16 protein-coding genes and 3 pseudogenes are annotated in these 15,059 nt (G+C 63.7%); 13 read left to right on the top strand and 6 right to left on the bottom strand.

Annotated features, from left to right (window positions below):
• A partial coding sequence (locus tag KA711_10075; protein ID MCM0609323.1) for a GNAT family N-acetyltransferase occupies positions 1-105 on the top strand: 105 nt, incomplete at its 5' end.
• Between the two features lie 15 nt (positions 106-120).
• Here KA711_10075 and KA711_10070 read toward each other — a convergent pair.
• Complete coding sequence (locus tag KA711_10070) at positions 121-720, bottom strand: hypothetical protein (protein ID MCM0609322.1); 600 nt, start codon at positions 718-720, stop codon at positions 121-123.
• 238 nt (positions 721-958) lie between these two features.
• Between KA711_10070 and KA711_10065 the strand changes: the two genes are divergently transcribed.
• The 9 genes from KA711_10065 (at position 959) to KA711_10025 (ending at position 7,643) form a co-directional block, all read left to right on the top strand.
• Entirely contained in the window at positions 959-1,228 is a 270-nt protein-coding gene (locus tag KA711_10065; GenBank protein MCM0609321.1) for a BrnT family toxin, read from the top strand.
• Entirely contained in the window at positions 1,206-1,541 is a 336-nt protein-coding gene (locus KA711_10060; GenBank protein MCM0609320.1) for a BrnA antitoxin family protein, read from the top strand. The genes KA711_10065 and KA711_10060 overlap by 23 nt, the downstream gene beginning before the upstream one ends.
• Positions 1,542-1,727: 186 nt before the next feature.
• A complete protein-coding gene (locus KA711_10055; protein MCM0609319.1) occupies positions 1,728-1,946 on the top strand; it encodes a DUF433 domain-containing protein in 219 nt (72 codons plus the stop codon).
• Complete coding sequence (locus KA711_10050) at positions 1,900-2,250, top strand: DUF5615 family PIN-like protein (GenBank protein MCM0609318.1); 351 nt, start codon at positions 1,900-1,902, stop codon at positions 2,248-2,250. The genes KA711_10055 and KA711_10050 overlap by 47 nt, the downstream gene beginning before the upstream one ends.
• 1,012 nt (positions 2,251-3,262) lie before the next feature.
• Positions 3,263-3,547, top strand: coding sequence for a BrnT family toxin (locus KA711_10045; protein MCM0609317.1), 285 nt, complete (start codon positions 3,263-3,265; stop codon positions 3,545-3,547).
• Entirely contained in the window at positions 3,516-3,797 is a 282-nt protein-coding gene (locus KA711_10040; protein MCM0609316.1) for a BrnA antitoxin family protein, read from the top strand. The genes KA711_10045 and KA711_10040 overlap by 32 nt, the downstream gene beginning before the upstream one ends.
• A 765-nt stretch (positions 3,798-4,562) precedes the next feature.
• Positions 4,563-4,784, top strand: coding sequence for a helix-turn-helix domain-containing protein (locus tag KA711_10035; protein ID MCM0609315.1), 222 nt, complete (start codon positions 4,563-4,565; stop codon positions 4,782-4,784).
• A gap of 411 nt (positions 4,785-5,195) precedes the next feature.
• Positions 5,196-6,545, top strand: coding sequence for an ISL3 family transposase (locus KA711_10030; protein ID MCM0609314.1), 1,350 nt, complete (start codon positions 5,196-5,198; stop codon positions 6,543-6,545).
• 534 nt (positions 6,546-7,079) lie between these two features.
• Complete coding sequence (locus tag KA711_10025) at positions 7,080-7,643, top strand: IS630 family transposase (protein MCM0609313.1); 564 nt, start codon at positions 7,080-7,082, stop codon at positions 7,641-7,643.
• Between the two features lie 47 nt (positions 7,644-7,690).
• Here KA711_10025 and KA711_10020 read toward each other — a convergent pair whose 3' ends face one another.
• A complete protein-coding gene (locus KA711_10020) occupies positions 7,691-9,382 on the bottom strand; it encodes an IS1634 family transposase (GenBank protein MCM0609312.1) in 1,692 nt (563 codons plus the stop codon).
• A gap of 157 nt (positions 9,383-9,539) precedes the next feature.
• Between KA711_10020 and KA711_10015 the strand changes: the two are divergent.
• Positions 9,540-10,115 (top strand): annotated as a pseudogene (locus KA711_10015) (IS630 family transposase).
• Here KA711_10015 and KA711_10010 read toward each other — a convergent pair.
• Positions 10,112-11,137, bottom strand: a complete 1,026-nt coding sequence (locus KA711_10010) for a transposase (GenBank protein ID MCM0609311.1) — start codon at positions 11,135-11,137, stop codon at positions 10,112-10,114. The pseudogene KA711_10015 and the gene KA711_10010 sit on opposite strands and share 4 nt — an antisense overlap.
• A 550-nt stretch (positions 11,138-11,687) precedes the next feature.
• Positions 11,688-12,038 (bottom strand): PilZ domain-containing protein, encoded by a 351-nt coding sequence (locus KA711_10005; protein MCM0609310.1) that lies wholly within the window; start codon positions 12,036-12,038, stop codon positions 11,688-11,690.
• A gap of 121 nt (positions 12,039-12,159) precedes the next feature.
• Here KA711_10005 and KA711_10000 point away from each other — a divergent pair.
• A pseudogene (locus KA711_10000) lies at positions 12,160-12,600 on the top strand (IS110 family transposase).
• A gap of 170 nt (positions 12,601-12,770) precedes the next feature.
• On the opposite strand, the gene KA711_09995 reads toward KA711_10000, so the two are convergent.
• Positions 12,771-13,580 (bottom strand): IS1380 family transposase, encoded by an 810-nt coding sequence (locus KA711_09995; protein MCM0609309.1) that lies wholly within the window; start codon positions 13,578-13,580, stop codon positions 12,771-12,773.
• 21 nt (positions 13,581-13,601) lie between these two features.
• Here KA711_09995 and KA711_09990 point away from each other — a divergent pair.
• Positions 13,602-13,874 (top strand): annotated as a pseudogene (locus tag KA711_09990) (transposase).
• A gap of 105 nt (positions 13,875-13,979) precedes the next feature.
• On the opposite strand, the gene KA711_09985 reads toward KA711_09990, so the two are convergent.
• Positions 13,980-14,996, bottom strand: a complete 1,017-nt coding sequence (locus tag KA711_09985; protein MCM0609308.1) for an IS110 family transposase — start codon at positions 14,994-14,996, stop codon at positions 13,980-13,982.
• Positions 14,997-15,059 lie beyond the last annotated feature (63 nt).

The following is a 15,059-nucleotide window of genomic DNA, read 5'->3' as shown; positions in this document are numbered from 1 at the left end:
GAGCATGGGCGCATCTACGCCCGCTTTGGCTTCGTGCGTTCAGGTGAGCCAACCTCGCAGAACGGGTTTAGGTTTGTGCCTATGCAGCGGGCCGCCGCCGAGTGAAGCCTAACCCCTCGCTCAAGCTGACCCGCTACGGCAGGCGTTGTAAGCCCGGTCCGAGGTACCCTGTACATTTTCTCGAACCGGGCTTACAACACCTGCCTCCGCGGGCAGCTTAGCTCGAACGTTAGGTGGCTCAACGCGCCAGCCGTGTCGCTCCAGCAACCGCCGGGCACGCTCCAGGTCGGCAGTGTTCGCCACGCGCTGAACCGGCACGTATGGCGCCACTCCCAGCCAGGCGCGAACCTCGTTAACCATCGACAGTTCGATTTTCCTTTTGCTCCGTCGCCAAGCGTCCTTGTCTTCTTCCCATCCCGGCAACGCCACAGCGCCGCGCCAGATGCTCAACTCGTCGGCGGCCAGTGCCATGTAAGCATCGCGGCTATCAATCCCACGCTGCTCAAGTTCCCAGCGCGTGCCGTGCTTCAAGCCCCACCACCAGGGCACAAGGCTTGGGTTTTCCGTTGCCCAGACACGCGACTTCTCTCTGCGCTCAAGCGAAGCCAGCATGTAGCGAACGGTGTCGCCACACACGCCAGGCGCTGCGCCAGTCGCCTTCAACGTCAGGCCGGTGTCTCGCAGCCTTTTGGCTTCCTCATATCGCTTCCAGTCACGCATACAGTTCCTCAGTTTTCCACCAGCCACCTAACCCCTCGCTCAAGCTGACCCGCTACGGCAGCCAATGCCCGGCCGCTCCGGGCGGGCGTTGCCATCGTCCCTGCGCGGCCGGTCATCGGCTTCCTCCGCAGGCAGCTTAGCTCGAACGTTAGGCGTCACAACCAACGTAGTCTGCGCCGCTACATTCTGCATCTACGGTTTGCTTGACCCTGCGACAGAACGCATATACAGTCTGCGCATGATCACCTGGGACGAGCCAAAACGTCGAACCAACCTCCAGAAGCACAAGATCGATCTTGCCGATCTGGAACCTGTTTTCGACTACCCGATGGTCACGGTGGAAGACTCTCGAGAGACCTACGGTGAACTGAGACTGCAAAGCCTCGGAATGTGGATGGGTCGAGTCGTCTTCTTGGTCTGGACTCCGCGAGGTGACGACACCGCGCATCTGATCTCATGCCGCTATGCCGAACGTCAAGAAGCCGATGACTACTTCCAAGCCCTTTAGTGCAGCAGAGATTGCCGCTGCCCGAAAAGCCGCGACGACTGAATCATCTTTGGAATCTCCGAAGGTCGACTGGAGCAAGGGTGCAGTCACGTCAGGCGGAGGGGTCGCCTCCACTCTGGCTGGAATGCGCCGCACCCGCGGACTAAACAAGCGACCCGTGAAAGAGCAGGTTGCGATCCGACTCGATCCAGATGTAGTCGGTGCTCTCAGGGCAAGTGGGCCTGGTTGGCAAACCCGCGTCAATACAGCGCTGAAAGAATGGCTGGCTTCACAGCCTTCTAAACGCAAGGCACGTCCGCCAGGTGCGGTCTAACCCCTCGCTCAATCTGACCCGCTACGGCAGGCCTTGTAAGCCCGGTCCGCGCCAGTCGTACTATCGTCGCGCACCGGGCTTACAAAGCCTGCCTCCGCGGGTAGCTTAGCTCGAACGTTAGGCCGCAAAGCCCACGCTCAGGTGCCCACCACCGATAGAATGCCGGCTTCAGCAGCGGAGCGCCCCATGAAGTCACCTCGTGTCATCTCTGATCCCGAGATCCTCGGAGGTACTCCTGTGTTCGTCGGAACGCGGGTCCCCGTACGAATCCTGTTTGAACACCTCGAGGCCGGAGACCCATTGGAAGTTTTCCTTGAAGACTTTCCGTCCGTGAGTAGGGAGCTTGCTGTGCAGGTCCTTGAAGACGCCAAATCCCAGCTGGAAGCTGATGCGCATACTGCTTGACGAGTCTGTGCCGTGGCGCCTTGGCCGTCATCTCACGGGGCACACCTTTACTTCAGTCCAGAAGCACGGCTGGGCAAGCATCAAGAACGGCAAGCTGCTCGCTCTCGCGGCTGGCGAGTTTGACGTTCTCCTAACCGCCGACAGGGGCATGGAGTACCAACAGAATCCTGGAACCCTTCCGATTGCGATCTTGGTCGTACGTGCCAAGAGCAATCGCATGGACGATCTGGTTCTTGCCGTTCCGGCAATTCTGGAAGCTCTCGCCAGTCTTGCGCCTCGCACGCTCGCCCGCGTTGCGGCCTAACCCCTCGCTCAAGCTGACCCGCTACGGCATGCAGCGTAAGCCTGGTGTGCGTCGCCCTCGGCACCTTCGCACACCAGGCTTACACTGCACGCCTCCGCGGGCAGCTTAGCTCGAACGTTAGGCCCGCCGGGAAACAATGCCTGTTGTCCTCAGCTCGGCTCGCCGCAGGCGGCTCGCCTCTGCCGCTTGCCCCCTCCCTCGCGAGGCGCCTCTGTGCACCACTGTTCAGCGCCCCGCTTCAGGTCCGCCGCTTCTTTGGTAGCCACCGCCGCAACATGCTTCGTACGGAACCGCTCACCTCGAACCACTCCTCCTTGTTTCCCGCGCACCGGACGCGAGACTCCAATCACCCCCGCAGCTCTCCTTCTCGGGTGCGCCCGGTGCGCTGCACCCAAGCGGCTGGCCTAACCCCTCGCTCAAGCTGACCCGCTACGGCAGGCGCTGTAAGCCTGGTCCGCGGCACTTGGTGCATCATCGCGAACCAGGCTTACAGCGCCTGCCTCCGTGGGCAGCTTAGCTCGAACGTTAGGCCCGCCGAAGAGCAATGCCGGTTGTCCTCATCACGGCTCGCCGCACGCGGCTCGCCTTCGCCACTTGTCCCCTCGCTCGCAAGGCACCTTTGGACTTCATCGTTCAGCGCCCCGCTTCGGCCCTGGCTTTCCTTTGCACGCCACCAGCGCAAGCTGCTTCGCAGGGACAGGCCTGTGGGACGCCACCTGTCTGTGCTCACCGCGCACCGGGCGCAGAACTTCAACCTCTCCAGCAGCACTCCATCTCGGGTGCGCCCGGTGCGCTGCGCACCAGCGGCTGGCCTAACCGGTCGCTCAAGCTGACCCGCTACGGCAGGCACTGTAAGCCTGGTCCGCGGCACATGGTGCATCATCGGGAACCAGGCTTACAGCGCCTGCCTCCGCGGGCAGCTTAGCTCGAACGTTCGGCCTCACAACAGACGCCCAGGTCAGGCCTCGGCCCAGTTTAGCGCAGCCATCTGTTTGTGCATACAATCCGCTCTGTGCGGATCACCTTCGACCAATCCAAGAACGAACGCAACCTGAGGCTGCGAGGTCTTAGCTTCGAGAGAGCCGCAGACTTCAGCTTCGACTCCGCTGTGTTCGCCGTGGACGATCGCAGGGAGTACCCTGAGACTCGGTACGTAGCTCTGGGTCTTGTGGGAGACCGTGTCCACGTTCTGTGCTTCACAGAAACTACCGACGGGGTTCGTGTCATCAGCTTTCGCAAGGCCAACCCAAGAGAGGTGAAGCGTTATGCCCAAGCGCGTTCCACTGACTCGCCCTGATGGCGAAGTCCGCGAGTTGAAGGCGGAAGACATCAAGAGCTTCCGGTCAGCGACTGCCCTGCCCGCTTCGCTGCAACAGAAGCTTGGCGTACGCGGTCCGCAGAAGTCGCCCACGAAGGAGCGAATCACCATCCGATTGTCCCGAGACGTTGTTGAACGGTTCCGGGCAACCGGTGAAGGGTGGCAGTCCCGAGTCGACGCAGCTCTGCAGGACTGGCTCAAGAAGCAGAAGCGCGGCTCTGTGCAGTGAGGCCGAACCCCTCGCTCAAGCTGACCCACTACGGCAGGCACTGTAAGCCCCGCCTGAGGTACTCCGTACATTGTCTCAGTCCGGGCTTACAGTACCTGCCTCCGCGGGCAGCTTGGCTCGAACGTTTGGCCTCGCAAGCACACGTATCGCCGGTCATCGCAAGATTTCGTCAACGGAGTCAGCCAATGCGGCAAACGCAAATCCCCTTCCGTCGCTCAATCTTGGTTCTACCCATACTGGCGAGTTTTGTTGCGTGCACCCCAACGCCACCGAACGACGCAGTTCTTGCAGAACTTGCTGCCCTCGCACCTGCCCTCCTCAAGCAATATCAATCAAGCTTGATTCCGGCAGACAAGTGGCCACTTACAATAGTGCGGTTGAAACCTCGACATGTTCTGGCTAACTCGACCGGCCTATATATTGCCCGATCACACTTCTTTGTCCTAGAAAGCGGACTGTTCGTACCACGGGCTCCAGACTTCGCTCCAAAGGAGGGCACAGACCCTTCTTACTCACCTCTCACTTCGGGTGTGTTCTCCTATCGCATAAGCGGGTAGTCATCCCTGACCCACGAGCGAGGGCTAACCCCTCGCTCAAGCTGACCCGCTACGGCATGCAGCGTAAGCCTGGTGTGCGGCGCCTTCGGCACCTTCGCACATCAGGCTTACACTGCATGCCTCCGCGGGCAGCGTAGCTCGAACGTTAGGCATCGCGGCAGTCTCACTATTTAAGTGCAACGCTCCAACCCCAATATGGAGCTTTGCAATGGGTTCGAAGTACTCACATCTTTCTGATGCCGAACGTTGGGCGATTGAGACCAAGCTCAAGGAGCGTCAGAGCTTGGCCGCCATCGGTCGCACCATGGGCCGCCATCGCAGCACCATCTGTCGCGAACGCAAGCGCGGATGCCATACATTGCGCACAAGTCCTTCACGCTGTGCGCCTCGAGCTTGTAGTCCCGTACGAATTGCTTCCTCAGTTCCATGACGTTGACTTCTTTCCAGGGCATCGGAAACTCCTCTTGTGAGCTCCGATCGTCCTATTGCGTGTCAACCATCCGCCCAGAGAATCTGTCAACCATCCGTCCCGGTCGTACCCGCGCGCGGCCTAACCCCTCGCTCAAGCTGACCCGCTACGGCAGGCACTGTAAGCCCGGCCTGAGCCAGTCGTACTATCGTCTCAGTCCGGGCTTACAGTACCTGCCTACGCGGGCAGCTTAGCTCGAACGTTTGGCCATGAAGATCCTCATCACCGGCGCCGCAGGAAGGAGGCCCCTCGTCATTTCGTGTGGAACCCAACAGACAGAATGGCCGGTCGTCGTCGAGCCCGGTGGGCATGTGGGCAGGCTGCCTTTGAGCCTGTCCACATGTCCACGGGGCGGTAGCCAGGAGTACCGATTTGAACGTTGGCGTGGAGGCGCTGTTCACCGGCGCATTGGGTCTGCAAGCACCATGGGTGGTGCGGGAGGTTCGGCTTGACACCGCCAAGCACCGCATCGATTTCGACGTCGAGTGCAAGCAGTCGCTGCTGGCGTGCCCGGCTTGCGGTGCGGCCTCGCAGAAGGTGCATGACCGGCTGCCGCGCTCGTGGCGGCATCTGGACTTTTTCCAGTACGAGGCGTGGCTGCACGCCGAGGTGCCACGCGTGGGGTGCACGGCCTGCGGCAAGACGACGCAACTGACAGTACCGTGGGCTCGCCAGGGCAGCGGCTTCACGCTGCTGTTTGAAGCATTGGCGCTGACGATGTGCAGGGACTTGCCCGTGCGCCAGGCGGCCAGGGATCTGCGGGTGCGCGACAAGCAGTTGTGGCGCCGCATCGAGCACTACGTGAGCCAGGCGCGGAGCAAGCAGGACATGAGCCAGGTCCGCATCGTGGGCATCGACGAGACCAGCCTGCGCCGCGGGCATGACTACGTCACCGTGGTGCACGACCTGGATGCCAAGCGGCTGCTGTTCTGCACGCCCGGACGTGAGCACCAGACGGTTCAGGCCTTCACGCAGGATCTGCATGCCCACGGCGGTGAGCCCACAGCGATCGCCCACGTCTGCATGGACATGAGTGCGGCGTACCTCAAGGGGGCTGCCACCTACCTGCCCAACGCGCTGGTCAGCTACGACCGCTTCCACGTCGTCAAGCTCGCAGGCGAAGCCATGGACGAGGTGCGCGCAGCCGAGTGGAAGACCGAGCAGGCGCAGGTGCAGCAGGAACTGGGCGTGCTGACGGCCAAGCAGCGCCGCTCCATCCTGTGGGGCATGCGCAGGAATCCTTCGGGCTGGACGGCCACGCAGCTTCAAGCCATGCACTGGTTGCAGCGAGCAAACCTGAAGACTGCGCGTGCCTGGCGGCTGAAGATGGCGCTGCGCGAGGTGTTCGCCAACGCACGCCGCCACAACCAACCCGAGCTCGCTTGCGCCGAGTTGAAGGCCTGGCTGTCGTGGGCGCGGCGCAGTCGCCTGGAGCCCTTCAAGCGGCTGGCGGCCACGCTCAGAGACCACTTCGATTCAGTCGTGCGAGGCATGCTCGATCACCGCAGCAACGCCTTCGTCGAGGCGATGAACGGGCTGATGCAGCAAGCCAAGCGCGCGGCCCGCGGCTTCAGGACAGCAGCCAACTTCATCGCCATCGCTTATCTGCGCCTGGGCAAGCTCACCCACTTGCCGGCATCGCCCTTCGTGCCGGCAATGGCACTGTCAGCGGGCCTGACACAGCATCGGATGTGCGGTCAAGTTCCACACGGAACGGCATAGAGCCAGGAAGGATAGGCCGCGCCACATACATCCGCCGCGCCGCCGAACACGAAGTCATTGGCCTTGACAGCGCGCCTTCGTCAACATCGGACCATGTCGGATCGATCGAAGACGTTGAGGCGATTCGCGCAAATCTGCGCGAGGTGCATGCCGTCATCCATATCGCCGCACTTCACGCCCCCCATGTAGGCCACGTCACAGAGGAGGTGTGGGCCGCTGCCATGACGGCCTTGCCTTTGTCCATGCGGCCGCACAGCCGCCTGTAGTAGGCCCCCAGCGCTGACTTGCTGCTTCGCAGCGCCGCTGCCGCTTGCCGGAACGCCTGGCTCGCTCTGTTCACGCTGTGCTTGGTCTTCGCACCCAGCACCTTGCCTCCACTGATCCCAAAAACTGCAGTTACCCGGGTGCCGAGGGCACCGGCGGTGGGGTTGGCAGGCCGATCTGACCGACGATGCGCTGGCAGATGTAGGCCAGCAGCGCCCGCTAGTGTAGTGTTCGACTCTTGAAGGAACGTAATTGAGTTTTCCACCTCCAATGCTCTACTTCGGTTTGCAATGGAGCGAAAAATTGCGAGTTGCCCCAGGGATAGAGTTGACGGATGAGCAAGAGGTCGAACTGACGAGGCTTGCGCGCTCCAAGCGCACCAGCGTCAGGCTGGCCCAGCGTGCACAGATCGTCCTGCTGGCCGCACAGGGCCTTCAGAACAAGGACATCGCCGAGCAACTGGGCGTAGGGCGCGTGCAGGTTGCTCGCTGGCGCGAGCGCTATCTGCAGTCCGGCCTTCCGGGGATTGAACAGGACCTGCCGCGCGGCGCCCCGCCCGTGAAGATGGACGTTGCCAAGTTGGTGGAGCTGACCACGCAGAGCACGCCCGTGGCTGCCACGCACTGGAGCACTCGCAAGATGGCTGCAGTGCTGAAGGTCAGCCCGAGCACGGTGATGCGCCACTGGCAGGCCAACGGCCTGAAGCCGCACTTGGTGCGCGGCTTCAAGGTGTCCCGCGACCCGAAGTTCGTCGAGAAGCTCGAAGACATCGTGGGCCTGTACATGTCCCCGCCCGAGCACGCGTTGGTGCTTTGCTCCCGAGTTCGACACTAACCGCTGTAAGTGCTTGATCCATATAGGCCAGGCCTTGGAAAATGCCACTACAGCAGCGGCATCTGGGCGTCGATGGTCGGCTTCTTGACGTTGAGCGCGGCCAGGGCTGCGGCCTGGCGTGGTTGAACGGTGGAGACGCCGTGGATAGGGGCGCTGCGGTCAATGGTGACCGTGTGCCGCTGGATGCGACGCAAGTCCGCCAAGGCTGCCTCCGGCGACAACTCGCTGCCGGCGAGCTTCAGGCGCTGGCGCATCACGCGGTACAGGATCAAGGCCATGAAGCAGATGCTCGCATGGGCCCTGATGCGCTCGGGCAGCCGGTGGAAGACCGGCGCGATCTCGATCTCCGACTTCAGCACCTTGAAGCCGCGTTCGATGTCGGCCAGCGACTTGTAGCGGCGCACCACCTCGTTCGCGGTCATGTCGCGGACATTGGTGATCAGCATCAGCTTGCCGTCCATGAGCTGCGCCCGGGCCAGCGCGGCATCGTCGATCTCGTAGGCGAACAGGTCGGACTTCAGATCGACCCGGATGATGCGCGCCAGATGCGCGTCGCTGACCTCGTGGAACAAACGCGCCTTGGCGCCGGAATCCGAGAGCTTGCGGCCGCGGTGTACCTGGCCGGCGTCCTGCGCATCGAGCTTGCTGGCCCATTGCGCTGCGCGCTCTTCCAATGCGTGGATCCTCGCCAGCCGCTCCTGGGTCTGCTCCGTCGCACGCACGGGGTTGTGGGCGACCACCAGTCGGTGGCCCTGCCACTGCGCCTCCTCGACGACTTCGTCGGTGGCCTGGGCCATGCGTGCACTCATCGGCGCCAAGAGATCGACGAACTCCCCATAGCGCCGCCCTGGCACCGCCAGGATGAATTCCAGTGGCCGATCCCCCGCCACGTGGAGCTTGGTCAGCGCCTCGATGTTGTCCAGCGAGAGCAGCCCGCGGTCGGCCACCACGACCAGGCGGCGGATGTGCGGGCAGCGCGCCAGCACCTTCTTGAGCGTGGGCTCCAGCGTCGGCGCCTCGGCCGTATTGCCGTCGAAGACCTCGTGGTAGATCGGCATACCGTCGGCCGTCTGCACCACGCCCAGCATGAACTGGCGGGCGATGACGCCTTCCTTGGACATGCCGAAGTGCCGCACGTCGCCGTCTTGCTGGCTGTGGCCCTCGGCGCGGATGGTCGTCAGGTCGTAGAAGACCACCGAGAGGTCTTCGTCGATGAGCGGCCGCAGCAGCTGCGCCACGCAGTCATCCACGGCCTGCTGGTGGTCCATCAGCGCATCCATGCTGCGCAGCAGATGCTGGTGGCTCAGCTTGGCCACGTCGATGCCCGGCATGCTCACCGTCTGCAGCCAGCGCAGCACACCCAGCTTGGACTCCGGATCGCTAAGCCGGTTGAAGGCCATCACCCGGATCGCCTGCTCGACGGCGGTGGTGAAGCGGGCGCGCCGGAACACCGCCCCCAGGGCATTGAAGCCCAGCTCATGCCACAGCGCATCGAGGGCCCAGACATCGCCCAGGCACAGGGCCGACTCGAAGCGCACCTGGAGGTCGCCGCCCGTGGCAACTGGGCGCCCCTTGGCTCGCAACAGGCCATCCAGAAGCGAGTCGACCTGACCGCCGCGCTCGTCGATGCGGCCCAGAGTGGCTACCGTGCGCTGGCGCGGCTTGCCGTGTTCATCGCGGAACGACTCGACCAGTTGCGCGTAGGTGCGTTCGCCGGACCGGGTGAGCTTGATGAACATGGCGAGAGTGTAGCTACCTCCCTGTTGCATGCCAATACCCTCGCACGTATGGCGTGCCACTACAGAAAAACTGGCGCTGCAGCGCTAACTTGTTGATTACATTGGAGCCGGGGCGAGAAAATCGCTCGAACTCGGCTTTTGGTGTCGAACTCGGGTTTGCTGCGACGAGAAGAGCCAAGTACAGGCGCTGGACCGCACGCAGCCGGGCCTGCCGATGAAGAAGGGGCGCGCGCAGACGATGACGCACGACTACAAGCGCAATGGCACAACCACGTTGTTCGCGGCGCTCAACGTGCTGGACGGCACCGTCATTGGCCAATGCCAACAGCGTCACACGCACGCAGAGTGGCTGAAGTTCCTGCGCAAGATCGATCGTGAAACGCCCAAGGACAAAACGCTGCACTTGATCGCCGACAACTACGCCACGCACAAGCACCCTGCGGTGCAGGAATGGCTGGCCAAGCGCCCACGCTTCAACATGCATTTCACGCCGACCTCAGCGTCGTGGCTGAACATGGTGGAGCGATTCTTCCGGGACATCACAGTCAATCGGCTGCGCCGTGGCGTGTTCACGAGCGTGCCCGAGTTGATCACTGCCATTGAAAAGTACGTCGCCCAGCACAACACCAAACCAAAGCCGTTCATCTGGACCAAGAGCGCCGCCGACATCCTGCAGAAGGTAATTCGGGCCAATGCGCGCTTAAGTTCCAAACAGAACGCAACACTACACTAGCGGTCGAGCCTTGGCAACTGCTCCGCAGCAGCCTTGACGTGCTGGATGGCCGCATGGACGTTGGCGATCATCGACTTGATCAAGCCGGCTTCAGCGTGCATCGGCGTGAGGTAGAGCGTCGTCTGGTTGCCGCTGCTGGCGGCGCGGCCCACGGCTGCCAGCAGCAGTGGCCGACTCGTCAACGCCTCGCGTCGGGCCTGCGGGTTGGCCGCGCGCACGTACCAGCTCCACCAGTTGTAGACCAGCGCCACGGCCCGCGCGGTGACCTGGCTGCGGTGCATGTCCTGCGTGGTCAAGCCGCCCCAGCCCCATTGGTTCTTCAACTCGTCGAACCCGTTCTCGCAGTCGCAACGGTCGCGGTAGAGCTGGCCGATCGCCGCGATGTCGTACGTCGCGTTGGTCGCCAGCACGGTGTACTCCCAGACCTGCGCGTTGTCCTGCACCTCGTCGTGCGGCAACGCCAGCACGAGCTGCTCGCTGGCTTCGTGCTGGCCGCGCTTCTTTCTCGTCAGCGCGATGTCGTGCTTGATGCGTCGGCGCAGCACCACCACGCGACGCGCCCTGCTCCACCCACTCAGGCGCAACTCGTCTTCGAGGGCCTGCCAGCCCTGGCTGGCCTCGGTGGCGTGGGTCCAGTCCTCGCTTCTGAACAGCCGCTCGATCAGCCGCTTGACGTTGGCCGTCTTGCGCAGGCGCAGCAGGTAGCGCAGGCCTCGCTGCTCGCACACGTCGATGATGTCCTCATTGCCGTAGCCGCAGTCACCGCGCACCAGCGCCGGTGCCTTGTCGCCCAGCTCATCGAGCAGCCTCGCCATCGCGGCCTTGGCGTGGCCCGACGTGTGCTGCTTGCCCGAACTGAGCACGGCGTCGAGCACCAGGCGCAGGTTGCCGACCCAGAAGGTGTGCAGTACATGGCTGGGGCGCCCCGGCTTGTGCGGGTTGTAGCCAATCTCCGCCCCTTCCTGGCGGCCGTACAGCGGCTTGATCGTGGCGTCCACGTCCAGCACCCACGGCCGCTCCAAGGCCTCGCGCACGCTGGCCGCACGCTGGCCATCAGCGCGCTGCGCATCCAAGTTTCGCTGGCCGCTGGCACCATCGCCGCCAAGGCCCGGCGCACCGAGTCTTCGCTCACCTTGCCGCGCAGGCCCAGGGCCTTGGCCGCCACCGCATCGCCGCGGACCCCGGCGATGTGCGCATAGCGCTTGCTGCCGGCCAGGATCCCCAGCATCAGCGTGCCCAGCACGTCGCGTGGTCGCGACGTGTTGGGGCTGCTGTAGCGCAACGGGCACTCCTGCACCCAGCGCTCGAATACGCCGGCAGTGGCCAGGAACTCGGCGAAGAACACGATCTGTCCGTGCGGCGTGGCTCGGGCCGTCTCGTCCCAGCGCACGTGCACACGGCCGCCCATCGTGTCGACGACCATCGCGTCCTCGCTGGCCTGCGCCAGCATCGTCCTCTTCGGTTCGTTGGCTTCACCCATCGGGTGAGTGTGCCAAACAGCCCCAACCCCGCGCCAGCGTTGAAGAAAACCGCCGTGGCCCAGGCTCAACTGCAGGACTTAGGATCAAGACACTAGACGCGATTGATGAAGCGCCTGATTGCGCTGAAGCTGGGCTCGTCCAAGGAGTTGAACAGCACGCCAATCTTGAACCCGCCTTCGTCCATGGCCAGCACGCTGCGGATCACGGTTGCCCGAACGTTGACCACCGAAGGCCTCGGCGTAGAGTTTGGGACACCAAAGACAACGTTGAATTTGGTACCAACTTTGGGGTTCGCGGCAGCGACTAGGCCAAGACCGCCTTCGCTGATATCGTAGGTCCGAACTTCGAACTCACTTGACTCGCCAAGAATGATCCGAGCCGGTACCCGTAGTGATCTACGGAGATGGACACGTTTTTCCGGGCCGGGTGAAGAGTCGGTCAACTTGTGAGGCCTAACGAATAAATGGGCCTTCCCCGTCCCGAGGTAGCCGAGAAGCGGCGAACGGCAACGGGTGCCACGATGGGGTTGTGAAGCTCATCAACTCACTCGGAGAGGGGAAGTCGTGGCCATCGTATTCGTTGGGATCGATCTTGCCAAGAACGTGTTTGCGGTGCATGGGGTGAACGAGGCGGGCAAGGCTGCGCTGGTCAAGCCGGCGGTGGCCAGAGCCAAGCTGGAGGAGCTGGTAGCAGCTCTGCCGCCGTGCGTGATCGGGATGGAGGCCTGCAGTGGCGCGCACCACTGGGCCAGGAGGTTCCAGGCGCACGGGCACAGCGTCAAGCTGGTGGCGCCGAAGTTTGTGGCGCCGTACCGGCTGTCAGGCAAGCGGGGGAAGAACGACGCGGCGGATGCGCAGGCGATCTGCGAAGCGGTGCAGCGGCCGAGCATGCGCTTCGTGCCGATCAAGAGTGAGCAGCAGCAGAGTCAACTGATGGTGCACCGCGCCAGGCAGGGCTTTGTGGAGCAGCGCACGGCGACGATCAGCCCGATCCGCGGCTTGCTTGGCCCGGATGTTTCACCAGCCCCTTACTGGATGGCCATTCGAGGTTTTTCTGCCGATCCTGGCGGCTGAAGCGGCTGGCTGTGCTGCCATTGATGCTCGCTCGGTCGGGCATCGGCTCGTTGTGGGCATGACTCGCCCTACCCCGGCTTGGGATGCGGGCCTGGTTGGGGTCAACACGCGGGACAGGCACTGGTTGAGTTGCTACGGGCCGAGCGCGGCCAGTCGTCGGGCTGCGGTGGCGAGCAACACGCGCAGCGGATGGGGCCTGCACTGGCCCGTTCGAGCTCGGTGCCCTGCAGGGCCAGCGCGCGCAGCCGCTGCATCAGAGTGTAGGCCAGCGCCGCCAGCAGCAGCCGGAACTGGTTGGCGATGAAGCGCGAGCAGTTCGCCCGCGTGCCGAACAGGTCCAGATGCGCCTCCTGGATGCGGTTCTTCACCTCGCCGCGCTCGCAGTACAGGCCTTCATGCAGCGCCTCGGCCTCGCCCTCGAGGTTGGTGACGACGAAGCGCGGGTTGGTGCCTTGCTCACCGTACTCCAGCCGCGTGATCACGCGCCGCTCGCGGGGACAGCTCTTGGCGGCGTAGCTGAACGCGCCGATCAGCCGCTGCTTGGTGCCGCTGGCCTTGTAGGCGTCGGCCAGAGCGGCCTCGGCCACTTCCACCGCCGCGTGCAGCCTGGCGTTGCGCGCCGGTCCGATGACGTAGCGCACGTCCGCGCGCTCGCACCACTGCAGCAGCCTTCGACGGCAGAAGCCCGAGTCCGCTCGCACGATGAAGCGCGTGTCAGGCCACGCCCGGCGCAGCCACGTGACGAGCAGCTTGATCACCGCCGCCCCGTGCGGCGCGCCGTCGAGCTTGCTGCGCCGCAGCACGTACACCAGCAGCGCCTGGCCGCAGAACACGTGCAGCGGCAGGTAGCAGTGGTTGTCGCAATGGGCGTGGAAGGCGCCCAGCTCCTGTTCGCCAACGCACGCCGCCACAACCAACCCGAGCTCGCTTGCGCCGAGTTGAAGGCCTGGCTGTCGTGGGCGCGGCGCAGTCGCCTGGAGCCCTTCAAGCGGCTGGCGGCCACGCTCAGAGACCACTTCGATTCAGTCGTGCGAGGCATGCTCGATCACCGCAGCAACGCCTTCGTCGAGGCGATGAACGGGCTGATGCAGCAAGCCAAGCGCGCGGCCCGCGGCTTCAGGACAGCAGCCAACTTCATCGCCATCGCTTATCTGCGCCTGGGCAAGCTCACCCACTTGCCGGCATCGCCTTTCGTGCCGGCAATGGCACTGTCAGCGGGCCTGACACAGCATCGGATGTGCGGTCAAGTTCCACACGGAACGGCATAGAGCCTCCTCGTCTGGGTCAGTGGTCTTGCAACGGGGTAGCGCTCAGACCGGCAGCGCGAACTTCTCGCCCTGCCTGAGCATCGCCCACGCCATCCTAGCGTTCTTGGCCGCGATCGCCACCACCGCCTTCCAGTACCCCGCCCTTTGCTCCAGCGCCACCGCCCACCGGCTGACGCTGTCTGTCTTGTTCTTGGCCGCGTTCAGCAGCGCCCTGGCACCCATGATCAGCAGGCTGCGCAGGTAGGCGTCGCCGCTCTTGGTGATCTTGCCCAGCCGGGTCTTGCCGCCTGAGCTGTACTGCCCGGGCACCAAGCCGATCCATGCGCTCAGTTGTCGGCTGCTCTTGAAGTCGTGTCCATTGCCGATCATCGCCACCAGCGCCGTGGCGGCCGTCTGCCCGATCCCGCACAGCCGCATCAACTGCTGCGCCTGATGGTCCTGCCTGGACATCTGCGCAATGTGCCGGTCGTAGGCCTCGATGCGCTCGTCCAGCCGGTGGATCTCGCTGAGCAAATCACCGATGACGGTGTTTGCCCAGCCCGGCAGATCTTCCAGGTGCCCCGCAGCCTGGCTCCTGACCGTGCTGGCCTTCAGCGGCAGCACGATCCCCAGTTCGCTAAGCAAGCCGCGGATCCGGTTGATCGTCGCCGTGCGCTGCTCCACAAAGCCCTGCCTGGCGCGGTGCACCATCAGTTGACTTTGCTGCTGCTCACTCTTGATCGGCACAAAGCGCATGCTCGGCCGCTGCACCGCTTCGCAGATCGCCTGCGCATCCGCCGCGTCGTTCTTCCCCCGCTTGCCCGACAGCCGGTACGGCGCCACAAACTTCGGCGCCATCAGCTTGACGGTGTGCCCGTGCGCCTGGAACCTCCTGGCCCAGTGGTGCGCGCCACTGCAGGCCTCCATCCCAATCACGCACGGCGGCAGAGCTGCTACCAGCTCCTCCAGCTTGGCTCTGGCCACCGCCGGCTTGACCAGCGCAGCCTTGCCCGCCTCGTTCACCCCATGCACCGCAAACACGTTCTTGGCAAGATCGATCCCAACAAATACGATGGCCATGACTTCTCCTTTCCGAGTGGGTTGATGAGATTCACAACCCCATCGTGGCACTCCTTGCCGTTC

The organism is Ideonella sp. WA131b (assembly GCA_023657425.1).
GTDB lineage: Bacteria > Pseudomonadota > Gammaproteobacteria > Burkholderiales > Burkholderiaceae_C > Rubrivivax.
This window is presented reverse-complemented; position numbering and strand designations above follow the sequence as displayed.